Annotated in this window: 20 protein-coding genes, 1 tRNA gene and 1 pseudogene; 11 read left to right on the top strand and 11 right to left on the bottom strand. The window is 66.0% G+C overall.

From position 1 onward, the window contains the following. Together ASG77_RS22770 and ASG77_RS20600 are read right to left on the bottom strand one after the other, a co-directional pair. Positions 1–612 (bottom strand): annotated as a pseudogene (locus ASG77_RS22770) (hypothetical protein); the annotation flags it as partial. A gap of 4 nt (positions 613–616) precedes the next feature. Further along, positions 617–826, bottom strand: coding sequence for a hypothetical protein (locus ASG77_RS20600; protein WP_156380392.1), 210 nt, complete (start codon positions 824–826; stop codon positions 617–619). A 173-nt stretch (positions 827–999) separates the two neighbouring features. Between ASG77_RS20600 and ASG77_RS20605 the strand changes: the two genes are divergently transcribed. After that, positions 1,000–1,089 (top strand) — tRNA-Ser (locus tag ASG77_RS20605). 236 nt (positions 1,090–1,325) lie between these two features. Here the strand turns inward: ASG77_RS20605 and ASG77_RS20610 are convergent. Together ASG77_RS20610 and ASG77_RS20615 are read right to left on the bottom strand one after the other, a co-directional pair. After that, on the bottom strand, positions 1,326–2,105 hold the full coding sequence (locus ASG77_RS20610; RefSeq protein ID WP_056349471.1) for a type 1 glutamine amidotransferase domain-containing protein: 780 nt from the start codon (positions 2,103–2,105) through the stop codon (positions 1,326–1,328). 162 nt (positions 2,106–2,267) lie between these two features. Next, complete coding sequence (locus tag ASG77_RS20615; RefSeq protein WP_056349671.1) at positions 2,268–2,609, bottom strand: hypothetical protein; 342 nt, start codon at positions 2,607–2,609, stop codon at positions 2,268–2,270. Between the two features lie 435 nt (positions 2,610–3,044). Between ASG77_RS20615 and ASG77_RS20620 the strand changes: the two genes are divergently transcribed. The 5 genes from ASG77_RS20620 (at position 3,045) to ASG77_RS21610 (ending at position 7,828) form a co-directional block, all read left to right on the top strand. Continuing rightward, positions 3,045–4,121, top strand: coding sequence for an NAD(P)H-dependent flavin oxidoreductase (locus tag ASG77_RS20620; RefSeq protein WP_056349473.1), 1,077 nt, complete (start codon positions 3,045–3,047; stop codon positions 4,119–4,121). A 70-nt stretch (positions 4,122–4,191) separates the two neighbouring features. After that, positions 4,192–5,553, top strand: coding sequence for a hypothetical protein (locus ASG77_RS20625; protein WP_056349475.1), 1,362 nt, complete (start codon positions 4,192–4,194; stop codon positions 5,551–5,553). Positions 5,554–5,629: 76 nt separating this feature from the next. Beyond that, positions 5,630–6,253 (top strand): hypothetical protein, encoded by a 624-nt coding sequence (locus ASG77_RS20630; RefSeq protein ID WP_056349477.1) that lies wholly within the window; start codon positions 5,630–5,632, stop codon positions 6,251–6,253. An 88-nt stretch (positions 6,254–6,341) separates the two neighbouring features. After that, positions 6,342–7,103 carry a YcnI family copper-binding membrane protein gene (locus ASG77_RS20635; RefSeq protein WP_056349479.1) on the top strand — a complete coding sequence of 254 codons (762 nt, stop codon included), beginning with the start codon at positions 6,342–6,344 and terminating at the stop codon, positions 7,101–7,103. Between the two features lie 104 nt (positions 7,104–7,207). Next, positions 7,208–7,828 (top strand): DUF4232 domain-containing protein, encoded by a 621-nt coding sequence (locus tag ASG77_RS21610; RefSeq protein WP_082576172.1) that lies wholly within the window; start codon positions 7,208–7,210, stop codon positions 7,826–7,828. A 24-nt stretch (positions 7,829–7,852) separates the two neighbouring features. Here ASG77_RS21610 and ASG77_RS20645 read toward each other — a convergent pair whose 3' ends face one another. The 5 genes from ASG77_RS20645 to ASG77_RS20665 form a co-directional block, all read right to left on the bottom strand. Beyond that, positions 7,853–9,364 carry a glycoside hydrolase family 32 protein gene (locus ASG77_RS20645; RefSeq protein ID WP_056349482.1) on the bottom strand — a complete coding sequence of 504 codons (1,512 nt, stop codon included), beginning with the start codon at positions 9,362–9,364 and terminating at the stop codon, positions 7,853–7,855. Positions 9,365–9,465: 101 nt separating this feature from the next. Then, on the bottom strand, positions 9,466–11,073 hold the full coding sequence (locus tag ASG77_RS20650; protein WP_056349483.1) for an ABC transporter substrate-binding protein: 1,608 nt from the start codon (positions 11,071–11,073) through the stop codon (positions 9,466–9,468). A gap of 74 nt (positions 11,074–11,147) precedes the next feature. Then, on the bottom strand, positions 11,148–12,107 hold the full coding sequence (locus ASG77_RS20655) for a carbohydrate ABC transporter permease (RefSeq protein ID WP_082576173.1): 960 nt from the start codon (positions 12,105–12,107) through the stop codon (positions 11,148–11,150). Between the two features lie 7 nt (positions 12,108–12,114). Then, on the bottom strand, positions 12,115–13,089 hold the full coding sequence (locus ASG77_RS20660; protein WP_056349488.1) for an ABC transporter permease: 975 nt from the start codon (positions 13,087–13,089) through the stop codon (positions 12,115–12,117). Next, positions 13,086–14,096 (bottom strand): LacI family DNA-binding transcriptional regulator, encoded by a 1,011-nt coding sequence (locus tag ASG77_RS20665; protein ID WP_056349490.1) that lies wholly within the window; start codon positions 14,094–14,096, stop codon positions 13,086–13,088. The genes ASG77_RS20660 and ASG77_RS20665 overlap by 4 nt, the downstream gene beginning before the upstream one ends. A 183-nt stretch (positions 14,097–14,279) precedes the next feature. On the opposite strand from ASG77_RS20665, the gene ASG77_RS20670 reads away from it, so the two are divergent. From ASG77_RS20670 to ASG77_RS20680, 3 genes are read left to right on the top strand one after another with little or no spacing between them, the layout of a single operon-like run. Further along, positions 14,280–15,818 (top strand): FAD-dependent oxidoreductase, encoded by a 1,539-nt coding sequence (locus ASG77_RS20670; protein WP_056349493.1) that lies wholly within the window; start codon positions 14,280–14,282, stop codon positions 15,816–15,818. Positions 15,819–15,874: 56 nt separating this feature from the next. Next, positions 15,875–20,980, top strand: coding sequence for a DNA glycosylase AlkZ-like family protein (locus ASG77_RS20675; protein WP_056349496.1), 5,106 nt, complete (start codon positions 15,875–15,877; stop codon positions 20,978–20,980). Further along, positions 20,973–21,818 (top strand): Fpg/Nei family DNA glycosylase, encoded by an 846-nt coding sequence (locus ASG77_RS20680; RefSeq protein WP_056349500.1) that lies wholly within the window; start codon positions 20,973–20,975, stop codon positions 21,816–21,818. Before ASG77_RS20675 ends, ASG77_RS20680 begins: the two co-directional genes overlap by 8 nt. Positions 21,819–21,839: 21 nt before the next feature. Here ASG77_RS20680 and yczE read toward each other — a convergent pair whose 3' ends face one another. Beyond that, positions 21,840–22,511 (bottom strand): membrane protein YczE, encoded by a 672-nt coding sequence (gene yczE, locus ASG77_RS20685; RefSeq protein WP_056349681.1) that lies wholly within the window; start codon positions 22,509–22,511, stop codon positions 21,840–21,842. A gap of 61 nt (positions 22,512–22,572) precedes the next feature. Between yczE and yczR the strand changes: the two genes are divergently transcribed. After that, complete coding sequence (yczR, locus tag ASG77_RS20690) at positions 22,573–24,108, top strand: MocR-like transcription factor YczR (RefSeq protein WP_056349504.1); 1,536 nt, start codon at positions 22,573–22,575, stop codon at positions 24,106–24,108. A 19-nt stretch (positions 24,109–24,127) separates the two neighbouring features. On the opposite strand, the gene ASG77_RS20695 is transcribed toward yczR, so the two are convergent. Beyond that, a complete protein-coding gene (locus tag ASG77_RS20695; protein ID WP_056349507.1) occupies positions 24,128–24,631 on the bottom strand; it encodes a DUF4188 domain-containing protein in 504 nt (167 codons plus the stop codon). A gap of 79 nt (positions 24,632–24,710) precedes the next feature. On the opposite strand from ASG77_RS20695, the gene ASG77_RS20700 reads away from it, so the two are divergent. Next, a complete protein-coding gene (locus ASG77_RS20700) occupies positions 24,711–25,286 on the top strand; it encodes a TetR-like C-terminal domain-containing protein (RefSeq protein ID WP_235564716.1) in 576 nt (191 codons plus the stop codon). The last annotated feature ends 33 nt before the right edge of the window (positions 25,287–25,319 follow it).

A 25,319-nucleotide genomic window follows, 5' to 3' on the forward strand; every position in this document is an offset into this window, starting at 1 on the left:
GGCGCTGCGGGTGTGGCGTTTTTCGATGCTGTCCGTGTGGTGGCGTTCGCGCCAGGCCCGTGCCTTATGCCGGAACCGGCCTGGGACCATTTCCCCGGCCGGGCCACCCCGGGCCCTGTTCACCGCGTCGGGGTCCAGGAAATGCGCCTCCAACGCGTGCTTGCCGGCAGGGTCCAGGTTCACGGTTTCATCGACCATGATCCTCGCGTGCTGCCACGAGATCGTGCCGGCCTGCAACGCCGAGAACGTCAACGCGCGCTTGCCGGCAGGGTCCAGGTTCACGGTTTCATCGACCATGATCCTCGCGTGCTGCCACGAGATCGTGCCGGCCTGCAACGCCGAGAACGTCAACGGCAAGGCCGCGGTCAGGACGTGCGATTCGCCGAGCAGRTTACCGGCMSTGCGTTCGCTSACCGTCAGGGCRCACGCGACCTCGGCGACCACGGCCATCTCCTGCCCGGTATGGTCCTCCGGGGATTCTGCCGGGCCTGCCAGGGCCTGTGCCGCCCTGCTGTAACCGGCGGCCAGCCAGACTTTCAGGGCGGCACTTTTCGCGTCCAACCGTGAGATCTCGGCCAGCCCGTCCAGGAAACCATCCGCCACCCGGCGCAGCGGATCAGCACGCCAGCCAGACTTTCAGGGCGGCACTTTTCGCGTCCARCCGTGAGATCTCGGCCAGCCCGTCCAGGAAACCATCCGCCACCCGGCGCAGCGGATCAGCGTCCCCGGAACCGGAGGAATCGGTCCCGCCACGGAGCACCACGGCAAGCTCAGCGAAAGACACCGCAAGGGCCTCCGCCGTCGCCACAGCCGCTCTGCTATCCATACCCACAGCATCCCAGCAGGGTGTGACAATAACGGCGAAGCTGAATCGCTATGTGCATAACTCTGCGGCCGGAGGACCTCTCGTCGGAATTCGGGCATAGAACCGCGCCACGAGTGGGCTGGACGCGCGCCGTTTTGTGGATGGGCGGCATGCTCCGGTAACCTATTCAGGTTGGTGACGTGTCCGAGCGGCCGAAGGTGCAACACTCGAAATGTTGTTTGGTGTCAAAGCCAACGTGGGTTCAAATCCCACCGTCACCGCCAATTGGCAAGGCCCCTGCTTCCCTTTATGAACAAAGAGAAGTGGGGGTTTTGTTTTGCCCAAACTTGGCCACTTGATTTGCTGAGGTGGCCGTACGTCGTGGAACGCGGAACCTGAAGCAGGTCGGTTATGCGTTGGACAGTGCTATGCGCTGGACAGGATGGTCGCCAGCGCACGTACGCCGACTGGAGGCCGCCCCGTCGGCGGGGCGGCCTCCAGTTTCAGTGCGCTGCGGGCGTTAGTGCTCGGCGCCTGCTGCAGCAGCCTTCTTGGCGCTCTTCTCGGCATCCTTTTCGGCGCGCAGCGCCTCCGCCACGTGCTGCTCCTCGGCTTTTTCCTGGTGGATGACCTCTGCCAGAAGCTTCTCCATCTCCTTGGCCACGCCGGCCGCTGAGGCCGGGTTCTGACCGGTCACCAGCCGGTCGTCGACTACGACCATTTCCTCAAAGACACCAGCGGAGACGTGGGTCGCGCCCTGTTCCTCAAGCCGGTCTGCCAAAAAGAACGGGATGACCTTGTCCTTCCCTGCGGCAACCTCCTCGTCGTTGGTGAAGGCAGCGACCTTCCTGGCCTCGACCAGCCGAAAGCCGTTGGCCAACTCGACCTTCAGCAGTCCGGCCGGCCCGTGACAGACAGCACCCACCACACCGCCGGCGTTGTAGACGCTGGCTACGAGGTTCTGCAAGCCTTCGCTGTCCGGGAAGTCCCACATGGTGCCATGGCCTCCCACGAGGAAGACGGCGTCGTACTGGTCGGGATCAACGACGTCCACGCGGGCAGTGTTGTAGAGACCGGCGCGCGTGGTCTCGTCCTCCGTGAAGGCGACCTGGATGGGATCTTTTGAGTCCACCTCGTCGCGCGGGGGCTGGCCGCCCTTGATGGAAGCGAAGTCGACGAAGTGCCCGGAATCCTTGAAGACCTTCCAGGGATGTGCAGCCTCGGCCACGTTGTACCCGGTCTTCTCTCCGGTATCGCCGATCTCGGAAACGCTGGTCAGTACCATAAGGATTTTCTTCATGAAGTGCTCCTTCCGTCTAACTTCCACCCTACGCCCAGCCCCATTCGGGCCCTCCCTCCCCGTCTTGGACGGTGGCGGTCGTCGGCGCCTCGAATCGCCCGGACGAGGCCTCCTCGGCCGCAGTCAACTGGCCTTTGTTGTACCCGAGAGACGGCTCCTCCGTTAGAGCTTGTCCGTCCTGTCATCTCCCTTGTGCCCGCCGCGCAGGTTCTCCTGGACCTTGCCGAAGAGGTCCTTAATGGTGGATTCGGTATTTGTCAGCATGTCGGGCTGCAAATACACGCGCTGGCTCCCGGGAATGCCGTAACTGGATTGCAGGCCGCCGCTTCCTTCCACCCCCTGCAGGGCGATGGTCACACTGCCTTCCTTGCGCGCAATGGCCGCGATCTTTCCGAACACCAGCGTGAAGTCGTCCGGCTCAAAACTAACTGTCTGACCCACGTGGGTCCTGTTGAGTTCGCTGGCCGGGGTGGCTTTCTCGTTGCCAGTTCCTGAGTAGTTCATCATGTGCTCCCTGAGGTGGTGGGCGACTTACGCCAGCAGTCTAGCCCCGCCCCATGACGCGGTACATGGCCCTACTGGATGCCTGCACAAACGGGTGCGGCAAGCGTGGTCACATCCTCCATTGAGCAGACCGGGTCCCTTCGGGTTGGATGAATTGGACCGGCCCACCTGACCGGCACCCGATCATTAAGGAAGAACCGTGACTTCGATGACGAATCGCGCTATTCGGCGGCCGCAGACTCTTCCAGGTCAGCGACCAGGTCAGCGAGGGCCCCGAACTCCCATGGAGTCAGCCGTGACCGATCCCTGCCCCGACGACTGTCACTACTGCTCGGGCCCCGAGACAGACTGACTCCGAGCGCACAGGTTGGGCAGCGGACGCCAGCCCTGCAAGACTGGGTCCTGAACCGCCGTCGACCTGCCAGGAGCCGCCGCATGACGCCCGAGAACAGCACCTCAGCCAGCCCAAACCGGATCACCGAACTGTTCGGCACGGACGTTCCGGTGGTGCTGGGCCCATTCGGCGGAGTGTCTTCCGTGGAGCTGACAGCAGCCGTAAGCGACGGCGGCGGGCTGGGTTCCTACGGCCTCTACGGTTACGGCGCCGACGCCATCCGGAACACGGCGGCTGAGCTGAGGAAGGCAACGGCGAAGCCGTTCGCCCTCAACCTCTGGATTCCCACCGGCGACGAAGCCACGTCACTCCCCCAGACGGCCTTCGACCAGTACCTCGAAACCCTGAAGCCCTACTTCGACGAACTGGGCCTTCCCCTTCCGCACATGCCGGACCGCTACCTGCCCGACTACGAAGAGCAGGTGGAGGCAACCCTGGCGGCGGGTCCCGCCGTCGTCAGCTTTGTGTTCGGTGTGCCCGCGCCGGAACTGGTCGAGGCGGCGCACCGGCGTGGAATTGCCGTGGTGGGCACCGCCACCACGGCCGAGGAAGCCGTTGCCCTGGAAGCCGGCGGCGTCGATGCCGTGGTTGCCAGCGGCATGGAATCCGGCGGCCACCGCGTCTCGTTCCTGAAGCCCGCGGAGGAGTCCCTGATCGGAACGTTCGCGTTGGTGCCGCAGGTGGCGGATGCCGTCACGATCCCGGTCATCGCCGCCGGGGGCATTGCGGACCGCCGCGGATACGCTGCCGCACGGGCCCTCGGCGCCGACGCGGTCCAGGTGGGCTCTGCGTTCCTGGCCACCCGCGAATCTGCGGCCGTTCCGGCCTACAGAGCCGTCCTCCACAGCCCCGCCGCGCGGGAAACTGTGCTGACCAGGGCCCTCAGCGGACGGCTTGCCCGCGGTATCCCCAACCGCATCATCGCCGAACTCACGGAGAGAAGAATAGCCCCGTTCCCCGCCCAAAACTGGCTCACCGGCCGCTTCCGCCCACAGGCAGCCGCCCAGGGAAACACAGAACTTATGTCGCTGTGGGCGGGGCAGGCTACCTCACTGATCCGGCACGACTCGGCCGCTGATGTCCTGGCCGAACTGCTCGCCGGCAGCCCGGCTTTGTAAGCTCGATACATCCGCGGTTGTCCCAGGCAGCGAACCTGGGGCGAGCGCCCGTTCACACCGGAGGCAACCCTTGACCAAAAAGACCGGAAAATCCAAGGGCAGGAGCAAGGACCGGCGGCACCTCAAGGCCGTACCGTCGACCCCCAAGATGCCCCTGCAACTGGTGATGAACCATCGCGTGATTGATTCCATGGCTGTTGATTTCATTCAGTGGAACGCGGCTGAAGCCCCTGATCCTGCCGATGCCTTCGAGTGCCTGGGGCTGATCAAACTCTTCCTCACGGCGCAGCACGCCGTCAACGGTTCGAGTTCGGCCACCGCTATCGACAGTGACGGCGTGGAGCAGGCGGCCGGAGCAATCGCGGTGTCGTTGGACCCCGATGAAATGGAGGAGGCCTTCGACGACATCTACTTCGCCCTGCACTCGTATATCCACTTCCTGAAAGGGACCGGCCGCTGGAGCGGCACGGACGCCGCCTTCGAGGAACTCCATTCAGCGCTGGGAAGAGGAATCGCCGCGGCAGTCCCGCAACTGCCGGATATCCAGGTACCTGACCTCAGCGAAGAACACCAGGATGCTGCGTTTAATGCCATGCCGCTGATCCAGCGGGCCACGTCCCTGCTGGACTGGATCGGAACCGGCAAGGAAGTCACCAGCACGGGCGCCCTGCGGCTGAAGGACATCGAGCCGGCAGCCGCAGCCGTAGGGGTCCAGGCCCGTGGAAAACGGGCGGCGAGTCGGGCGGTGCCACTTTTCGATCTGGAAACTGCCGGGAACCAGCCCGAAACGCTGTTGGAAGTCGGCACCATGCACGACGTGCCGGTTCTCCGCGAAATCTGGTCAGCCCTAGTGGGGGCAGACCTGATCAGGGTCGGGTCCACCAAAGCCGTTCCCGGCCCGGAAGCATCCGCCTGGAACAGCACGGATACCGAGGAACGGCTGAATATCCGCCGGATGCTTTCGGTGGTCCTCCTGGTCGGCGTGCTCACCGAGGAGGGCCAGGTGTGGGACCAGGAAGCGGTGGCCGCGATTCTGCTGGGCGTCCTCGCCTATGGCACCACCGATGAACCGATGCCCGTGGCGGACCTCGAAAAGTTGGCGTCGCCGGACCTTGAGGGCGCCTTGCTTCCGGAGGCAGGCGTCGAAGACACCGAACTCGACGAAGCGGGCCTCGAAGACTCAGCACTCGAAGAGATTTACGCGTCGTACGCAGCCCTGCAGGCACAGCAGAAGTTGTCCCTGCTCGCCGAACTGGGATTAGTGGAGGCGGCGACTGATTACCGCATTCCCCCGGTGGCCATCCAGTGCCTCGACCTGGCTATGGGTTTCTTGAAGTTGGCAGACGACCCATCCGACGCCACAGAATCCCCGTCCAACGTGATAGCGCTGCACGGCCCGTCACACACCGGCGGCCCGCCCAACGGCCGGTAGAATCTGAACGTTTGCAGAAGGACACTGGCAGAACACTGCTGTTGCCCGTCACTGGCGACTGAAATCAGGAGGATCCGTGCGCACCAACCACGCCCGGCCGCCCTTCCATTTCCTTCGCGCCGCCTCCCTGTCCACGGGAGTCCTGACTCTTGCCGGAGGCGCCCACGTGGCCGGCGGCGGCGACCTTCCCGCCCCGGGCATCCTGCTGGCCGTGCTCGCGCTGACAGTACTGGCAGCCACCACTGCCACGAGGCTGCGGCTCAGTTTTCCGGCCATGCTCAGCGTCCTCGGCGCGGGACAGTTCATCCTGCACGAAGCCTTCACGGCCTTCAGTTCGTCGGGCACGACTGTGGGAACGGCCGCCTCCGGGCTCCATAACGCCCACTTCGCCGGCGCCACCGCGCCCGTCATCACTGCCACCGGACACGTCCACGATGCAGGATCCGCGGGCATCCTGATGCTCCTGACCCACACACTCGCCACCGGCGCGTGCGCCCTCCTGCTTGCCAGGGGCGAGGCCGCACTGTGGGCACTGGCCGCGTGGCTGAGGCCCCTCGTCCGGCTCCCCGAAACAGTAACGCCCGACGCCGGCACGCCGCGTGCGGTGCCCGGCCCACCGGCGGTTCTCCCCCTCCGCCCCTGGCGGAACCTCAGGCAACACAGCCGACGCGGCCCGCCTTCCGCCGTCGTACTTTCCTGACTCCGCCCGCACCGCACTTCCGCAGGCCGCGGGCCCCATCCCGTACTTCCGCACGCCCCCACCCTGCGTGCGTCCGAAAGGCAACCCCATGACCACCATCTTCCTTCGCCGCACCATCGCCTCAGCGGCAGCCACCGGCGGCGCAGCCGTCCTGATCCTGACCGCAGCAGCAGGGGCGTCCGCCCACGTCGGCGTCAAGCCGGACAAGACTGACGCCAACTCGTATGCCCTGCTGACCTTCGGCATCCCGCACGGCTGCGAGGAGTCCGGCACCACCAAGGTGGCCATCAACCTCCCAGCCGAACTCAACGACGCCCAGCCCACAGTGAACCCCAACTGGACCGTTGAAAAGGTGACCGAACAGCTCGCCGAGCCGAAGAAACTGGCCGACGGCACGTCCATCACAAAGCGCACCAGCCAGATTGTGTACACGGCCAAGGCTCCGCTGGAGCACGAGCTGCGCGATGCCCTGGTGCTGTCGGTCAAGCTGCCCGACGCGGCCGGGTCCACGCTCTACTTCCCCACGCTGCAGTCGTGCGAAACGGGGCAGACTGACTGGTCGGAGATCGCCGAGGACGGCCAGGACCCGCACTCCCTGAAGGCGCCGGCGCCGTCCATCACCATCACCGCGGCGGCCAGCGCAGGCGGCCACGGCGCTGCTTCCGCGGCGCACACCACCGAGGCTCCGGCCACCGCCAACCACGCCACCGAGCAGGCAGCCGTGGTGACTGACAGCGGCGCGGACGCCCGCAGCTGGGCGGGGCTTGCCGCCGGTCTCGGCGGCCTCGCCCTGGGCGGGGTGGCCTTCGCGCGCAACGGCTCGAAGCGCCGGCAGGAATCCGCCACGTAACATCGCGGGATTTGATGCCCGGATGATCACAATCCGGGCATCAAATCCTCCTGCGGGCCCGTGGCATCGTTGACTCCCGTCACAGCAGCAACAAAGGTGGTGCCATGACGTCTCTGCGCATTTCACAAGGGTTTGTTATTACGACGGCGGTCGCGGCGGCGGCGCTGATGCTCACCGCCTGCGGACCGAGCCAGCCGCAGACGCAGGGGACGACGACGCCGGGGACGAACTCCGCCAGCCCGTCCACTGCGCCGGCAACTCCGGACGCGTCCGCGTCGCCGTCGGCAACCAACACCCAGGCCGGTCCCGCGCTCTGCAAAGCGGCCACACTGTCGGCGGCTACCGATGCGTCCGGCGGGGGCGCGGCGGGCAGCGTCTACATGAAGCTGAACCTTACGAATACGGGCACGGAGCCCTGCCTGCTCAAGGGCTACCCGGGGGTGTCGCTGACTGCCAACGCCGACGGTGCACCGATTGGTGCGGCGGCAACCCGCGACGAATCCACCCCCGTCGCAGACGTCCTGCTGGCGCCCGGCCAGACCGGAACCGCTGTCCTCCGCTACACCCAGGCCGCGAATTACAGCGACTGCACACTGACGGACGCGGCCGGTTACCGCATCTACCCGCCCGAAGACACAGCGTCATTGTTCCTGCCCCAGCCCACCAGCGCGTGCACTAATGCGAACATCGCCCTCCTGAGCGTCGGAGCCTTCCAGCCTGCCTGAAAAGGCCGTGACCACGAATTGGAGTCACGCGCAGAACTGCGTGACGTTCAGGCTGTCGATGGTGGCTGTGCCGCCGATGGAATAGAGCGCGACGTCGGTGCTGGTGGGTGCGGGGAAGATCAGTTCCGTCATGGTGACCTGGCCGTCCTGGGCGAAAATTTCAATGGAGCAGCGGTCCACGAAAATCGTGAGCTTGTAGTCGCCGTCGATGGCTCGGATAGGGGCTGTGTCGATGGAGGCGAAAGTTTCGTGGAAACTTGTCTGCCCGGAATCGCGGCGGTCAACAACGAGGGTGCCTTCAACGGGCCTGATGCCGATGCGGGTTCCCTGAGCGCCGTTTCCACGAACGATGAGTCCGAATTCCGTGGCGCTTCCGGGCCTCAGGGTGACATCGATGCGTTGGACGCTGCCCGCTGCACCGTCCAGGGTGTGTGTACCGTCGGCGATTTCAGTGTGCGCGAGGCTGAACGTCCGGGCGGGGTCGGAAATTGAGGCAAAATCTCCGGCGGCCTCTTGAATCAGTCGCGCTTTTCCGTCAATGGTGCGGAGGGATACTTCGCGGGCCAGCGTCATGGGGCTGCGCCAGGGCGAGGTGGGAATCTGGTTCGCGTATTCCCAGTTGTTCATCCAGGCGATCATGAGGCGGCGGTTATCGGGGGCATCGCTGAAGGAGACTGCGGCGTAGTAGTCCCGGCCCCAGTCCAGCCACTGGTACTCGCCCAGCCGGTCCGGGTTCTGGAGGCCTTCGGTCACTGTGGTGGCTGAGGTGAACGTGGTCCCGTCGAAGTCTCCGACGAAGTACTGCCCGGCAGAGCCGTTGTTGGGCCCACCCGGGTTGAGGTTCACGGTGAGGACCCACTGAAGGTTCTGCGGGTCACCGTCGATGGGGAGGGGGAAGAGGTCGGGGCATTCCCAGACGCCTCCGGTGGCGTTGGCCGGGCCGAACGTGCTCAGTAGCTCCCAGCTCTTCAGGTCCTCGGACTTGTAGAGCACCACTTGGAAGTCCGTGGCTTCCACGGCGACCATGACCCAGTAACTGCCGGCACCGCCGTCGTACTTTATGACCTTGGGGTCGCGGAACTCGGCGGATCCGCGGTTCAGGACGGGGTTGGCGGTGTGTTTGGTCCAGGTGTAGCCGCCGTCGCGGCTGTAGGCGAGGGACTGTGCCTGAAGCCCAGCGTGTGCGGAACCGGATTTGAAGGCGCTGGTGTAGACGGCGACCAGGGGCGGAGCCGAGTCGGTGCCGAATCCGCTGGTGTTGTCCCGGTCGAAGACGATGCTGCCGGAGAAGATGTCTTCTTGCTCGTCGCATGCGATCGCGACTCGGTGTTCGGTCCAGGTGGTCAGGTCCGGGGAGGTGGCGTGTCCCCAGGACATGTTGCCCCAGACGTTATCCAGCGGGTTGTTCTGGTAGTAGAGGTGGTAGACGCCGCCGTGGAAAATCAGGCCGTTGGGGTCATTGAGCCAGGTGTTCCGGGCGGCGAAGTGCAGGGCCGGGCGGAAGGTGTCGGCCGTGGTGGCGGTCGCGGCGGTCATGAAGGTGGTTCTCGTTTCTGAGCAGGTCTGTGCAGAACCCTTGTTTGCAGGGTTCCCCGAAGTGGGGTGGGCCGGTTGCGCCGGCCCACCCGGTTGTGGAGCTAGGAGTTTTTCGTGTAGCGGTCGTAGGCCTGCTGGTAGACCTCGATCATTTTCTCGACGCCGACGTTCTTGAGCTGGGAGACGTAGCCGTCCCATTCCTGCTCGATGCCGCCGGACACTATCCACTTGGCAACGTTCTGCTTCACCAAAGAAGTAGTGTCCGTCTGGATGCTGCTGATCTGCTGCAGTTCTTCGTTGGAGAGGGCGACCGGCGGGTAGCCGTCGTTTCCGGCGAAGGGCTCGTAGAGTTCGTTGACGGTTTTCTGGCGTTCGGCGGCGCGTGGTTCGGGAGCGACGACGGTGCTGAAGTTCTCGGCGGTGTTGGCCTTCGGGCCACCCGGGGCGACCTTTTGGCGCCGTTCGCCCTCGCTGGTCCCGGCCGGGGCCGGGATCTGGGTCAGCAGGCCGCTGGCGTCCTTTTGCAGGGTTTCACCGATGGGCCCCCAGTTGGCCTGTGCGGACTGGATGGGGTCGTAGAGGTTGTCGGCCCAGCGCATGGTCGCGGACGGGTATTTGTTGGTCCGGGTGATGGCGAAGGCGCCGCGGGCGATTTCCTGGTTGTTGGACTGGCTGGCGATCCGCTTGCCGTCCACGCCTTCAAGGACAGGAACCAGGGAGTGATTGTTGGCGCGGTCAGCGCCGACCATCTCGGGGACTTCCCACCAGACGAAGGAGCCGAGGTTTTCGGTGGCCGCCTTGCCCTTGGCCAGGTACGCTTTGTCGTCCTGAGAGAAGGACTCGGGGTCGATCAGGCCTTCCTGGTACCACTCGTGCAGGGTCTGGATGGCTTTCTTGTAGCCGTCCTGGGTGGGGGTGAAAATGACTTTGTCGTCCTGGACGATGCGGTGGTCCATGTTGTCCGGCACTCCGCCCAGCGCCGCGATCAGGTCAACGATGTCCCCGCACCAGGAGCCGGGCATGAAGCTCAGCGGGATGGTCTTTCCAGTCCCGGACGCGTCCTGTGTCTTGAACGCCAGCAGAGCGTCGTGGAACTCGCCGATGGTTTTCGGCATCGGGATGTTGAGCTTCTTCAACCACGACGTGTTGATGGCAAGTTCGTTGGGGAACTGGACCAGGCCGAGTTCTTCGATCGACGGCAGGGAGTAGATGTGCCCGTCCGAGGAGGTGATGGCTGCCTTGATCTCCGGACGGTCAGAGAGCAGCTTGGAGAGGTTCGGCGCGTTCTTTTCGATGAGCCCTTCGAGCGGGATGAGCGTACCGCTGGCGGAGTAGGTGGCGATCTCGGCGTCGGTCAGCCCGGTGTTGAAGAAAGCATCGGGCAGGTCACCGCTGGCGAGGATGAGGTTCTTCTTTTCCTGGAAGACCGTCTCGGGCAGGTTCTCCCATTTGATGTGGACGTTGGTGGCCTTTTCCCATTCCTTCACCACAGTCATCGTGTTGTAGTCCGGAGCAAGCGCGGCCTTCGTGCCGGAGAACGTCAGATCGAGCTGCTTGCTGACGATCGGGAAGCCTGTTTGCTGGAAACCGAAGTCCGCAGAAGCGTCTTTGATTTCCGCGGTGCCTGAGCCGCCGCCGGAGCAGGCGGTGAACATCAATGTTCCGGCCAGGACGGCGCCGAGGGCGGTGAATTTACGGCTGAATGCCATGGTCATTCCTATTCTGAGGTGGGTGTGCTGCCGTCCGATGGCGGTTGCCCGGGCGGTCTACATGCGGGGAGGAGCTATTTGACGGCGCCGATCATGGCGCCCTTGGTGAAGTGCTTCTGCATGAATGGCAGGGCAATCATGAGTGGCAGGCTCGAGACGACGATCATGGCGTACTTGGTGAGCTCTGCTATCCGTTGCGCGGCGGCATAGGATTCGATGTCCCCGCCGGTGGTTCCGGTGGATGAGACGTCTGACTGGATGAGGATGTTGCGCAGGACGAGCTGCAGCGGGTACTTGGAGTCGTCGTTGAGGAAGATCAGGGCGTCAAAGAACGAGTTCCACTGAGCCACGACGTGGACCATGATCATGAGCATGATCAGCGGCTTGGACAGCGGGAGCACCATCTTGAAGAAGAATTTGAAGTCAGTTGCCCCGTCCATCTGCGCGGCTTCACGCAGCTCGTTGGGGATGGTGTGCTCGAAGAAGGACCTGGCGATGATCAGGTTCCACACGCCAACCGCTCCCGGCAAGACCACTGCCCACACGGTGTCCAGCATGCCCAGGTCGCGGACCACCAGGTACTTGGTGATGAGTCCGCCGTCGAAGAACATGGTGATCACGAACAGGAGCATCAGGATCTTCCGGCCTGGCATGTCCTTGCGGGACAGTGCGTAGGCGCCGCACAGGATGGTGCTGACGCTGACGGCGGTGCCGAGCACGGTGTAAATGACGGTGTTGCCCAGACCGTTCCAGATGCGGCTGTCGGCGAAGATCCGTTCGTAGCCCTCGGTAGTCACACCGGAAGGAAACAGCCAGACCTTACCTTCGTAGACGGCGTTCGGGTCGCTGATGGAAGCGATGACGATGAAGTACAGCGGATACACCACGGCCAGGATGGAGAGCAGAAGGACAGCGGTGGCGGCGATGTTGAACGCACGGTCGCCGTATTTGTCGCGCAGGGTCCGCTTGGGCCGGACCTGGCCGACGGGCCGGCTCGGGTTCTCGGTAGCGCGGGGGTTGGTTGTCAGAGACATTTCGGCATCACCACAGGGTCGCTTGGTTGGCCCGGCGCGCAATCGTGTTGAAGACGAGCAACAGCGCCAGGTTGAGGAGGGAGTTGAACAGGCCGATGGCGGCCGAATAGCTGAACTGCGCCTGCTGCAGGCCCGCATGGTAGACGTAGGTCTGGATGATCTCCGAGGTCGAGATATTCAGGGGCGTCTGCATCAGCAGTGCCTTCTCGAAGCCGACGTTGAGCAGGTTGCCGATGGCCAGAATGAACAGGATGGTCACCACCGGCATGATGCCCGGGAGGTCAATGTGCCGGATACGCTGCAGCTTGGAGGCACCGTCCACCTTGGCCGCGTCATGGAGCGCCGGGTCGATGGCCGCCAGCGCCGCCAGGTACACGATCATCGAGAAGCCGGCGTTCTGCCAAACATCAGAGATCACGTAGATGGGACGGAACCACTCCGCCGAACCCATAAAGAAGATTGGCTCACCGCCGCCCAGTTGGATGGCGTTGTTCACCAGCCCGGACCGTGGGGAGAGGACCACGAACATGATGCCCACCACCACCACGGTGGAGATGAACGCGGGTGAATACAGCACCGTCTGGGTGAACTTCTTGAACCTTTCACTCTGGAGCTGGTTGACCAGCAAAGCCAGGATGATCGGAATGGGGAAGGCAAGCAGCAGGCCCAGGACGGCGATCCACAAGGTGTTACCGACCACTTGCCCGAACTGGTAGGAGTTCACGAACCTGATGAAGTGGGTCAGGCCCACCCAGGGGCTGTCGGTGAACCCGTCCACCGGGTTGTAGTTCTTGAACGCGATCTGCACGCCGTACATCGGCCAGTACTTGAAGACCAGAATGTAGATGATCGCCGGGGTTAGTAATACGTATAACTGCCAGGCACGGGAAATCCTCTTGAGGCGGAGCGAAAGAGAATTTTTTCGTTGCGGCAACGGCGCCGCAACAGGACGCCCGCGTCGGGCCGGGATGGTGCGGCTCATGGCATCTCCTTAGGGTGGGTCACTGAGTTCCGTTCGATCAGAGGGCAGTCCATGAGCTCGACCCGGCCTTCGGGTTCTGCGTCCTGGAGGATCAGGTCAACCGCGCGCCGGCCCATGGCGACGAACGGCAATTCAAAAGTGGTCAATCCCGGGCGAAGAAACGGCGCCAGAGTCGCCTGATTATCAAACCCCACGATCGAGACGTCACCGGGGATGGAGAGGTGCAGGTCAGAGAGGGCCTGGTAGGCACCCCAGGCGCCACGGTCGTTCGCGCAGAAAATCGCGGTAGGCGGGTTGCTGGAGGTCATAAGCTCCATCGTGTACTTGTAGCCGTCTTCCTCACCGCCTTGACCGAAACGGACCAGCGACGGATCGACGTCCAGCCCCGCGTCCTCAAGTGCCGCGCAGTAGCCTTCATAGCGGCCGACGGCGGCAGGAAGGCCGCTTTCCAGGGTTTCGATATTGATCATCCCCACCCTGGTGTGGCCTGCCTCAAGCAGTCGGCTGGTGGCCGCATACCCGCCCTTGACCTCGTCCGGGGCGACGCTCGGGACCCGGCCGGCCCGGTCCTGCGAATTCAGCACCACGGACCTGACGCCCGCCAGGGCCTCCGGAACTTCCAGCCGCCGGTGATACATGGCGGCGTAGACCACGCCGGCGACCTTATAAGAGAGCATGGTGTCCAAAGATGCGGCCTCAAGCTGCTTATCACCGCCGGTGTTTACCGAGAGCAGGAGGAGCCCGTCCTCCCAGGCCCGCTGCTGCGCGCCTTCGATGATGGCGCCCGCAAAAGGAGTGGTGGCCACGGAATCGCCAATGAACCCGATCATGCCGGCCACGCCCTCGCGTAGGACTTTAGCGTGGGCGTTAGTGCGGTAGCCGAGCCGGTTCACGGCGTCCCGAACGCGCTTACGCGTATCCTCGGAGAAACGCGACCCGGAGGCTGAATTCAGCACCAATGACACGGTGGCCTGTGAAACACCGGCAGCAGCAGCGACGTCGTGCATTGTCGGTCCTGACTTTGGCCGCGATCCAGCCATGATGGGCACCTCCTCGGGCCAGTTGCTTTCGTGAGTTATTCGTATAACTTCGTAGACTGTATCGTGCATCACATCCGGCGTCAACAGTGCGCCGCATCATCCTTCCAAAGACCTGGGCCTGACGGGCCATGATAAGTACACTTAGCTTCCATGACGTCGCTCTGGTTGGACCGCGGGCAATCATTCAGCTCTGACCCGTTCGAGGCAGGCAGGAGCTACGACACCGTGGTGGCGGGGGCAGGGCTGACGGGGCTGGTCACCGCGCTGCTGCTGGCCCGGTCCGGGCAGCGAGTCCTGGTCCTGGAGGCCAGGTTTCCCGGGGCCGTGACCACGGGAAACACAACGGCGAAAGTCAGTCTGCTGCAGGGGACCATCCTGTCCGGCCTGGCCAGGCAGTATGCGCAGAAGCAGGTTGGCGCCTACGTTGAGGCCAACCGGGAGGGGCAGTCCTGGCTGCTCCGCTATCTCGACGAACACCACGTGCCGTATCAGCGCCGGAATGCCTACACGTACGCCACCACCGCCCAGGGGACCGAGCGTCTGCTTGAGGAACTCGGCGCAGCGACCACCGCCGGCCTGGACGTCGAGTACGTGCGCGATGCACGCCTCCCCTTCCCCATCCAAGGCGCCCTGCTCCTGACCGCTCAGGCCCAGATCAATCCCATGGATGTCCTGGATGCCTTACTCAGGGATGTCCGCGCCCGCGGCGGGAGCGTGGTGGGCGGGGCCCGGCTGCGAAATGTCTCCGGGAGCGGACCGCTGGCGGTCCACACGGACCAGGGCACCGTCACTGCCAACAACGTTGTGCTGGCCACCGGAACCCCCGTCCTTGACCGCGGGCTCTACTTCACCAAGCTCAAGCCCCTGCGCTCCTACGCCGCGGCCCTGGAACTGCCGGCGGGAGTCACTGCGCCGCCCGGAATGTACCTGTCGGCCGAGGAACCCACCCATTCTCTGCGCGACTATGAGGTTGACGGCCGCACACTCCTGTTGGTGGGCGGGCATGGGCATCAGGTGGGGCGGACGGAATCTGAAAGGTCCCATCTGTCGGGCCTGCTGGACTGGGCTACGGGGCACTTCCCGGGCGCGGCAGCCACCCACACGTGGTCGGCCCAGGACTACCAGGCCACCAACCTGATGCCCTTCTTTGGCAAGCTGCCCCGGGGCCGAGGCCATATCTTCTTCGGCACCGGTTACAACAAGTGGGGCATGACCAACGCGGTGGCCGCTGCCCTGGGCATCTCCGCGGACATCCTCGGCGGCAGCCTCCGCTGGGCCAACACCATCCACCGCCGGGTGACGTCCCCTGGCGGGGCAATGACCGCCGTCGCCGTCAACGCGGGAGTGGCTGCGCGGCTGGCCACCGATTGGGGGAAGCTGGCGGTTGGCAAGCCTGTGGTTGGGCCTGCCGAAACCGGGGTTTCGGCAGGCCCAACCGCCGGAGGTCCCGTACCGGCCGACGACGGCGGGAGAGTCTACCGCGATGGCGCCCGGCCCGCGGCGGTCTCCACAGTGGACGGCACCACGTGCAGGCTCTCCGCCGTCTGCACGCATCTGGGCGGCATCGTTCACTGGAACGACAGCGAAATGACCTGGGACTGCCCGCTCCACGGCTCGCGCTTCAGCCCCGACGGCAAGCTCCTCGAAGGGCCCGCCACCAAGGATCTCCCGCGGCTCGAGCAGGGTTGATCCCCGCCTCCAGCGGGGCCGGCAACACTGTCGGTGGGGTAGGGCATGATGGAGGAATGCAGGAGCAGCAACCGCCGGGAGCGGAGCCGGACGCCCTTCCCGGCACTCCCATGGGCCGCTTCAGCAGGCCCACCCGCGACTGGTTTCTCGGCGCCTTCCCGGAGCCCACCCCTGCCCAGACCGGCGCCTGGAACGCCATCTCGTCCGGTTCCCACGCGCTGGTGGTGGCGCCCACCGGTTCAGGCAAGACGCTCGCGGCATTCCTCTGGGCCCTGGACCGGCTGATGGTTCAGGCGCCGGCCCCTGACCCCGAACTGCCTGGCCTGGAGACCCCGCCGGTCAAAGGAAGACGCCCCCGCCCGCCCAAACGCAAGACCCGTGTCCTGTACATCTCGCCGCTGAAGGCCCTCGGCGTGGATGTGGAACGCAACCTCCGCTCGCCGCTGATCGGAATCACCCAGACGGCCAAGCGGCTGGGCCTTCCGGCGCCCCTGATCACTGTGGGGGTCCGTTCCGGTGACACCACGACGGCGGACCGTCGCGCGCTGCTCAGCAACCCGCCGGACATCCTGATCACCACGCCCGAATCGCTGTTCCTGATGCTCACCTCCAGGGCGCGCGAAACCCTCACCGAGGTGGACACCATCATCGTTGACGAGGTCCACGCCGTCGCCGGAACCAAGCGTGGCGCGCACCTGGCGGTCTCCCTGGAACGGCTGGATGCGCTGCTGTCCAAGCCCGCCCAGCGGATCGGCCTCTCCGCCACCGTAGAGCCGCGCGAGTTAGTGGCCCAGTTCCTGGCCGGTGCTGCGCCGGTGGAAATCGTGGCCCCGCCGTCACGGAAAAACTGGGACCTCACCGTATCCGTCCCGGTGGAGGACATGTCCGACCTCCCGGGCGCCGCGGGCGCCTTTGACTCCGGTCCGGCATCAGGCCTGCAGCCTCAGGCGTCGATCTGGCCCCATGTGGAGGAAAAGATCGTTGACCTGGTGCTGGCCAACCAGTCCACTATCGTCTTCGCCAACTCCCGTCGCCTGGCTGAACGGCTCACGGCGCGGCTCAACGAGATCTACGCCGAACGGCAGCTGATCGCGGTCGGCGGCGGTTGGGACTCGCCTGACGCTGGTGCCGCACGTCCTGGATTTCCGTCCGGCGCCCCTGCAGTCAGTCCTGCATTCAGTCCTGCCTCCACTCCCGCTTCCACGGCGACGCCGGCCCACATGATGGCGCAGGCCGGCAGCACGGCGGGAGCCGATCCTTTGTTGGCCCGCGCCCACCACGGCTCCGTTTCCAAGGACCAGCGGGCACTCATTGAGGACGACCTCAAGTCCGGCCGCCTACGCTGCGTCGTGGCCACCTCGTCCCTGGAACTCGGCATCGACATGGGCGCCGTGGACCTCGTGGTGCAGGTGGAATCACCGCCGTCGGTAGCCAGCGGACTCCAACGCGTGGGCCGCGCCGGGCACCAGGTGGGGGAAATTTCGCAAGGAGTGCTTTTTCCCAAGCACCGGGCAGACCTGGTGCACACGGCCATCACCGTGGAGCGGATGCTCGAAGGGAAGATCGAGCGGCTCTTTGTCCCGGCCAATCCGTTGGACATCCTGGCCCAGCAGACCGTCGCGGCCACCGCCCTGGGCAGCATCGATGTGGAGGAATGGTTCGCCACTGTCCGGCGGTCCGCCCCGTTCGCGTCCCTCCCCCGGTCCGCCTACGAGGCAACCCTTGACCTGCTGGCCGGCCGATATCCGTCCGATGAATTCGCCGAATTGCGTCCCCGGATTATCTGGGACCGGAACGCCGGCACCATCGAAGGCAGGCCCGGGGCCCAACGGCTTGCCGTCACATCCGGCGGCACCATCCCGGACCGCGGCCTTTTCGGTGTCTACATCATCGGCACGGAGGTGGAAGGCTCCGGTGCGCCGGGAGCGGACGGCAAACCGGCCGCGTCACCGGCAAAAGGCGGCCGTCGCGTGGGCGAGCTGGACGAGGAAATGGTCTACGAGTCCCGGGTGGGTGACATTTTTGCGCTGGGCGCCACCAGCTGGAAGATCGAGGACATCACCCACGACCGCGTCCTGGTCTCGCCCGCCTTCGGCCAGCCGGGCAAACTCCCCTTCTGGAAGGGGGATTCACTGGGGCGGCCCGTTGACCTGGGCCGTGCGCTGGGCGCCTTCGTGCGTGAACTGTCCGCGTCCGACGTCGGCCCTGCCACCGAACGTTGCAAGGCCAGCGGGCTGGATGAATTCGCCGCGAACAACCTTATCCAGTACCTCAGTGAACAGAAGCTCGCCACCGAGGTGGTCCCCTGCGACACAACGCTGGTGGTGGAGCGCTTCCACGACGAACTGGGTGACTGGCGGGTGATCCTGCACAGCCCGTTTGGGATGCCGGTGCACGCTCCCTGGGCACTCGCCGTCGGGCAGCGCCTGCAGCAGCGGTACGGCCTGGACGGGTCTGCCATGGCGGCGGACGACGGCATCGTGCTGCGGGTCCCCATGATGGAGGACGAGCCGCCCGGTGCCGAGCTGTTCCTGTTTGATCCCGATGAGCTGGAGCAGATTGTCACCGCCGAGGTGGGCGGCAGTGCGCTGTTCGCCTCGCGTTTCCGGGAATGTGCCGCGCGTGCCTTGCTGCTTCCCCGGCAAACCCCCGGCAAGCGGCAGCCGCTCTGGCAACAGCGCCAGCGGTCGGCGCAGTTGCTCGACGTCGCGCGGAAATATCCTACGTTCCCGATCGTGCTTGAGACCGTCCGCGAATGCCTGCAGGACGTGTACGACCTCCCGGCTCTGAAGGACATTGCGGCCTCGGTGGAACGCCGCGAACTCAGGATCGTGCAGACCACCACGCAGCAGCCGTCGCCGTTCGCCAAGTCCTTGCTGTTCGGGTACGTGGCCCAGTTCCTGTATGAAGGGGACTCGCCCCTGGCCGAACGCCGGGCCGCTGCCCTGGCCCTGGACTCGACGCTCCTGAACGAGCTGCTCGGCCGCGTTGAGCTACGCGAACTGCTGGACGCCAAGGTCATCGAGGCCACCGAGCTTGAACTCCAGCGCCTTGCGCCGGACCGCCGGGCCCGCGGCATGGAAGGCGTCGCCGACCTGCTCAGGTTGCTGGGTCCGCTGACCCCGGAAGAGGTCGCCGCCCGGCTGGAGGCTGCGCCGGTGGTGGAGCCGCTGCCGGCGGTTGAGCCTGCCGAAACCCCGGAGCCCACCGAAACGCCTGTGGTTGAGCCTGTCGAAACCCGGCACGCCGAGACCTCCCAGGCCACTGCCCACCTCGTCGCGCTGCAACGCGCTAACCGGGCCATCAAAGTCAACATTGGCGGGGCCGAGCGCTACGCCGCCGTTGAGGATGCCGCCCGGCTCCGTGATGCCATCGGCGTTCCGCTGCCCATGGGCGTTCCGCTGGCCTTCATCGAACCGGTGGCAGACCCCCTGGGCGACCTGGTTTCCCGGTACGCGCGCACGCACGGACCGTTCACGTCGGCGGAAGCCGCGGCCCGGTTGGGGCTCGGCGTCGCCGTGGTCAGCACCGCACTGAAACGGCTCGCCGCGGACGGCCGGGTGGTGGAAGGCGAGTTCCGGCCGCACGCCGCTCCAGCGGAACAGGCGGCCAGCTATGGGCCATCGGACGAAACACCGGTTGAGGATGTCCAAACGGGTCAGCCGCTCCCGCCCACGCAGACGCATCTTCCCGCCCCCACCACCAGCGAATGGTGCGACGCCGAAGTGCTCCGCAAGCTCCGGCGTCGTTCACTCGCAGCATTGCGCGCCGAAGTGGAACCGGTGGACGCCGCCGCCTATGGGCGTTTCCTGCCGGCATGGCAGCATGTCCGCACGCCTGGCGCCGGGCGCGGGCAGCCGTCCCTGCGGGGGCTGGACGGTATTGTCACCGCGATCGACCAGCTTTCCGGCGTGCCGGTACCGGCGTCGGCGTGGGAGCCACTGGTCCTGGCCAGCAGGGTTTCGAACTATCAGCCCGCCATGCTCGACGAGCTCATGGCCGCCGGCGAGCTCCTCTGGTCCGGGGCCGGAGCGTTGCCTGGAAACGACGGCTGGGTCAGCCTCCACCTGGCCGATTCCGCCGAACTGACGCTGAATCCCGCCGTCGAATATGAACCCGGCGACGCACAGAAACGCCTGCTTGACCACCTGAGGAACAACGGCGGCGGTTACTTCTTCCGCCAACTAAAGGACGTGGCCGGTGGCATGGACGCGGTGCTCAGCGACCAGGAAGTGGTGTCCGCGCTGTGGGATCTGGCGTGGGCGGGCCGCATCACCGGCGACACCTTCGCCCCGGTCCGTGCCCTCATCGCCGGCGGCCACACGGCGCATCGCCAGGTGGCCCGCCCGCCCCGCGCCCGTGCACCCAGGCTGAGCAGGCTCGGCCGCTCGCACGGCACCGGCCTCCTGGGATCGCCCGGGCTGGGCTCCCCTGCGCTGGGCGGCGGACGCTACGGCTCATTGTCGGGCACTGCGGCAACACCCCCGCTGGCCGCGGGGCGTTGGTCTGCCCTGCCCTCGCCCGAGCTGGACGCCACCATCCACGCCCGTGCCACGGCTGAACTGTTGCTGGATCGGTATGGCGTGGTGACCCGGGGATCGGTCATGGCGGAGCAGATCCTGGGTGGGTTCGGCCTGATGTACAAGGTGCTGGCCCGTCTGGAAGAGACCGGACGCTGCCGCCGCGGGTATTTCATCGAGCACCTTGGGGCCGCCCAGTTCGCTGTCCCCGCAACCGTGGACCGGCTGCGCTCCTATTCCGAGGACACCCAACTGGCCAAGCCCGAGCCTATGGCGCTGGCCCTTGCGGCCACGGATCCCGCCAACCCCTACGGCGCGGCGCTGCCCTGGCCAGCCCTCAACGTGGAGGCCGGAACGGGCCACCGGCCTGGGCGGAAAGCCGGGGCGCTGGTGGTCATGGTAGACGGCGCCCTGGTCCTGTACGTGGAACGCGGCGGTAAGACCCTGCTGGCCTTCAGCGAGGACGCGTCCGTGCTGTCCGCCGCCGGCGCGGCTTTGGTCGGTGTGGTCACCCGGGGCGCGGTGGACAAGCTGATCATGGAGAAAGTCAACGGGCACGGCATCCTGGACACCCCGGTGGCAGCCGCACTCGCGGCCGCCGGGGCATATTCCACGCCCAAAGGTCTGAGGATCCGTGCCTGAGGGTGATTCCGTCTGGCGGGCCGCCGCCCAGCTGCACGAGGCGTTGGCCGGCCAGACCCTCACGGCGTCGGACTTCCGCGTGCCGAGGTTCGCCACGCTCAACCTGGCCGGCTGGACCGTGGCGGAGGTGGTCCCGCGCGGCAAGCACCTCCTGATGCGCGTGGTGGGACCGGACGGGAATGGACCGGAGGAGCGGAAACTCACCATCCATTCGCACCTGAAGATGGAAGGCACCTGGCAGGTCTATCCGCCGGGTGGACGCTGGCGGAAGCCGGGATTCACCGCCCGGTGCGTCCTGCGCACGGCAGCCGCCGACGCTGTCGGATTCTCCCTGGGCATCGTGGAAGTGGTCCGCACCGCTGATGAGGACACCATCGTGGGCCACCTGGGCCCGGATCTGCTGGGTACGGACTGGGACCCGGCCGAAGCCGAGCTGCGGGTCCGCGCGGCACCCGACGTTCCTATCGGCGTCGCCCTGCTGGACCAGCGCAACCTGGCCGGCATCGGCAACATCTACCGCTGCGAAGCCTGCTTCCTGTCCGGTGTGCACCCGGCGACTCCGGTCTCAGCCGTCCTCGATCTCAGGACCCTGATGACGGACGCCAAGCAGCTGCTCGAAGCCAACCTGGGCCCGGGACGCCGGGTGACCATCCTTAATCCGCGAGGCATGCCCGTCGGGCGGATGGCGGGCCGTTCGGGCTACTGGGTTTACGGGCGGGAACACCAGCCGTGCCTGAAATGCCGGACCCCCATCCGCCGCGGTGTGCTGGGCAAGCCCAACGGTGAAGAAGAGCGGGACATCTACTTCTGCCCCCAGTGCCAGCCGATCCTGCCCTAAAGCGTCGTGCCCTGGGCGGTCCTAGGAAGTCCTCGCCACGCGTTCGCCGGCGACCAGCTCGCCAGCGTCCGGTTCGGGAGCTGCAGGTTCGAGCACTGCAGGTTCGGCTGGAAGCGCTGCGGGCACCATGAACCAAGGCATCAACAGCTGGACCAGCGGCCCGATGGCGAGGGCGTAAACCACCGTGCCCACGCCCACGGAACCGCCCAGCAGCCAGCCCACTCCCAACACCACCACTTCGATCAGGGTGCGCGAGACGCGCACGGACCAGCCGGTGCGCCGCGCCAACCCGGTCATCAGGCCATCCCTGGCCCCCGGACCGAACCGTGCGCCGATGTAGCAGGCGGACGCAATGCCGTTCAGCAGCACGGCACCGGCAAGCATGCCGATCTGGCCGCCCAGATGCGAGAACGCGGGGATCAAGGCCAGGCCGATGTCCGCGAAGACGCCCACCAGCACGGCGTTGCAGAGGGTGCCGAACCCTGGCCACTGCCGTAGCGGGATCCAGAGGAGCAGCACCAGGAAACTCACAATGATGACCACCACCCCGATGCTCAGCCCCGTCCTGCCGGAAACGCCCTGATGGAAGACATCCCACGGGTCCAGTCCAAGTCCGGCACGGATGAACATGGCCAGGGAGATGCCGTACATGGCGAGGCCGGTAAAGAGCTGGAGTAGTCTGCGAGTCAACATGACGACCACTCTGACAGATAACTGGCATTGAATTACATAGCCAGTCTGAGATACTGGCTTCATGTCCCCTTCGCTGAACCCGCCCGCGCTGGCCCGTCTCCTGGGCGAGTGGAACCTCGGCGTCGCTCCCGCCTACCGCGAGCTGTCCGACGTCGTCCGCCTCCTGGTCCTGGACGGCCGGGTTGCCCTGGACACGGCCCTGCCCAGTGAGCGGGCACTGTCTGAGGCGCTGGGCGTCAGCCGTACCACCGTGACAGCCGCCTACGGCCACCTCCGCGAGCAGGGTTTCCTCAGCAGCGGGCAGGGCAGCAGGGGCCGGACCCGGATTCCGCGCCTGACGGCGTTGGGTACCACGGTGCTCACGGACCCGGGCCTTACAACCGCGGGGAGGACGCCGGGAACAACATCTCCCGGGCTCGCGGCACCGGAGGGCCTGATCGACCTCGCCTACGCATCGCTGCCGGCCAGCGGCGAGGTGGTACATCGCGCGTTCGCGGCAGCCCTCACCGAACTTCCCGCCCTGCTGCCGGGATTCGGCTACGACGCCATGGGTCTGCTCCCCCTGCGCGAGACGGTGGCGGCGCGTTATACGGCGGCCGGCGTGCCGACCACCGCCGAACAGATCCTGGTGACATCGGGCGCGCAGCACGCCCTGAATATCATCATCCGCGCTTTGGCGGCCCGGCAGGACAGGGTGCTGGTGGAACACCCCAGCTACCCGAACGCCCTCGATGCCATCCGCGCGGCCGGGTGCCGGGCCATTCCGGTGGCGTTCACCGCAACCCACGGCGCCGGCACTGACAGGGCCGACGGCGGTCCCGCCCTGGCGTGGGACATGCACGCCCTGCAGGCCGCCATGACACAGCAGCGTCCCAGGATGGCGTACGTGGTGCCGGACTTCCACAACCCCACGGGGCAGCTGATGCCCGATGTCCAGCGCCGCCAGCTGGTCCGGGCGGCCGTGGCGGCCGGAACGGTCCTGGTGGTGGATGAGACCCTCCGCGAGCTGAACCTCGACGGCGCCGAAACCAGTCCCGTGGCAGCCTTCAGTCCCGCCGTGGTCACCATCGGATCGCTCAGCAAATCCCACTGGGCCGGCCTTCGAACGGGCTGGATCCGCGCCTCCGAAGCCATGATCCAGCGCTTTGCGGCGGCACGGACGTCCCTGGATCTGGGCGGACCGCTTATGGAACAGTTGGCGGCCGCCCACCTGGTCCGCGCACTCGACGAGCCGCTTCCCGCACGGCTTAGCGCCCTCCGGGACAACCGCACCGCACTTCTGGAGCTCCTAGCCGAACACCTGCCGGACTGGGAAACGGCACGCCCGGCCGGCGGACTGTCCGTCTGGTGCAGGCTGCCAGCACCGGTCAGCACTGCGCTGACGATGATCGCTCCGGACTTTGGTATCCGGCTGGCCGCCGGGCCGCGGTTTGGCATCGGCGGCGCGTTCGAACGCTACCTCCGGGTGCCATTCACTCTGCCGCCGGAGCAGCTGGAGACCGCAGTCCTGGCCCTGCGCTCAGCCCAGGACCGGCTCGACGCCGCCCCGCAGCTCCGCCGCACCCTGAAAAACGCGCCAGCGCTGGCTATCGCCTGATGCGCGTGGGTTTTCGGAATCAGGTGCCGCCAGCGCCAGGGCCTGCGCCCCGGCCCATCCGCTGCTTGGCCGTATTGGTCCCGGCCCCGACCGGGACATGAGCCGTCGCCTTGGCCAGCCCAAACTCCGGCATTCCGTTGTAGACAACCTCGATCCCGCCGGCCGGCACCTGGTACGTCTCATGCCAGACGCCGACGTCCCCCGCCCCAGCGAGTTCCTTCATAAATCGGCGCCACGGTTCCAGGTGGGGTGACTCCCGGTCCGCGGCGAACTTCCGTAGGTGCTCGGGGCTCTCCCAGTAGCTAAGCAGGATGGTGGTGCGCCCGAACCACTGCTCATATCCGAGCATTCCGGCCGCGGGGTCGGCGGCCAGGTGCTGGAGCATCCGCGGCATGGCGGCAGCCACCTTGCCGACGGTTCCGACCTTCCACCACCGGTTCGCCCGCATGCCGATCAGGAAGACAGTGACTGATTCGCGGCCCGGGTCAGCGGTGTACCGGCCCGGAAATACCTTCTGCGCCATGGGAACTCCTCAGGTTGTCAGTTTCATAACCTTGTTTCATAACGCTGTTACGAAACAAGGTTATGAAACAATGAACCCCATGGCAAGACCCGTAGTGCACAACGATTCCGTCAGGCAGGATTTGCTGGCCGTCACCGCCGACCTGGTGGACCGCGACGGTCCCGCGCGCGTGAATCTGCGGGATGTGGCAGCAGCCGCCGGAACGTCCACCACGGCCGTCTACTCGCTGTTCGGCGGAAAGTCCCAGCTCCTGACCGCTGTGGTGGACGACGGGTTCCGGTCATTCCATGACTCACAGATGGCTGCGGCCCCCGGCGGACTTCGGGGACTGGGCGTGGCCTACCGGACCTGGGCGCTGGAACATCGGGCGCTCTACCGGCTCATGTTCGGCGGCGCGCTGGCCGCCTACGTCGATTGCCAGCCCAGCCCGGACGTTGCGGCCGATGCCATGGTGCCCCTGATTGAAGCAGTGGCCTCCGCCCAGTCCGCGGGCACTCTACTGCAGGCACCCGTGGAGATGGTCGCCGTCGCAATCTGGGGGCAGGTCCACGGCCTGGTGAGCCTGGAACTGGCCCAAGTGGGCCCGCCGGACGCAGACTGGGCCGCGGCCTACCGTGCCGCCCTCGACGCCGTCGCCCGCGGCTGGGCGGCCTGACGCGACCAGACGCCGCTGCGTGCGCGCGCCCGT

This window comes from Arthrobacter sp. Soil762 (genome assembly GCF_001428335.1).
Taxonomy (GTDB): Bacteria; Actinomycetota; Actinomycetes; order Actinomycetales; family Micrococcaceae; genus Arthrobacter.

Coding starts and splice junctions, on each gene's coding strand:
- ASG77_RS20610 (WP_056349471.1), bottom strand. CDS start 2,105: ATGAAGAAAATCCTTATGGTACTGACCAGCGTTTCCGAGATCGGCGAT.
- ASG77_RS20615 (WP_056349671.1), bottom strand. CDS start 2,609: ATGAACTACTCAGGAACTGGCAACGAGAAAGCCACCCCGGCCAGCGAA.
- ASG77_RS20620 (WP_056349473.1), top strand. CDS start 3,045: ATGACGCCCGAGAACAGCACCTCAGCCAGCCCAAACCGGATCACCGAA.
- ASG77_RS20635 (WP_056349479.1), top strand. CDS start 6,342: ATGACCACCATCTTCCTTCGCCGCACCATCGCCTCAGCGGCAGCCACC.
- ASG77_RS21610 (WP_082576172.1), top strand. CDS start 7,208: ATGACGTCTCTGCGCATTTCACAAGGGTTTGTTATTACGACGGCGGTC.
- ASG77_RS20645 (WP_056349482.1), bottom strand. CDS start 9,364: ATGACCGCCGCGACCGCCACCACGGCCGACACCTTCCGCCCGGCCCTG.
- ASG77_RS20650 (WP_056349483.1), bottom strand. CDS start 11,073: ATGGCATTCAGCCGTAAATTCACCGCCCTCGGCGCCGTCCTGGCCGGA.
- ASG77_RS20655 (WP_082576173.1), bottom strand. CDS start 12,107: ATGTCTCTGACAACCAACCCCCGCGCTACCGAGAACCCGAGCCGGCCC.
- ASG77_RS20660 (WP_056349488.1), bottom strand. CDS start 13,089: ATGAGCCGCACCATCCCGGCCCGACGCGGGCGTCCTGTTGCGGCGCCG.
- ASG77_RS20665 (WP_056349490.1), bottom strand. CDS start 14,096: ATGCACGACGTCGCTGCTGCTGCCGGTGTTTCACAGGCCACCGTGTCA.
- ASG77_RS20670 (WP_056349493.1), top strand. CDS start 14,280: ATGACGTCGCTCTGGTTGGACCGCGGGCAATCATTCAGCTCTGACCCG.
- ASG77_RS20675 (WP_056349496.1), top strand. CDS start 15,875: ATGCAGGAGCAGCAACCGCCGGGAGCGGAGCCGGACGCCCTTCCCGGC.
- yczE (WP_056349681.1), bottom strand. CDS start 22,511: ATGTTGACTCGCAGACTACTCCAGCTCTTTACCGGCCTCGCCATGTAC.
- yczR (WP_056349504.1), top strand. CDS start 22,573: ATGTCCCCTTCGCTGAACCCGCCCGCGCTGGCCCGTCTCCTGGGCGAG.
- ASG77_RS20695 (WP_056349507.1), bottom strand. CDS start 24,631: ATGGCGCAGAAGGTATTTCCGGGCCGGTACACCGCTGACCCGGGCCGC.
- ASG77_RS20700 (WP_235564716.1), top strand. CDS start 24,711: ATGGCAAGACCCGTAGTGCACAACGATTCCGTCAGGCAGGATTTGCTG.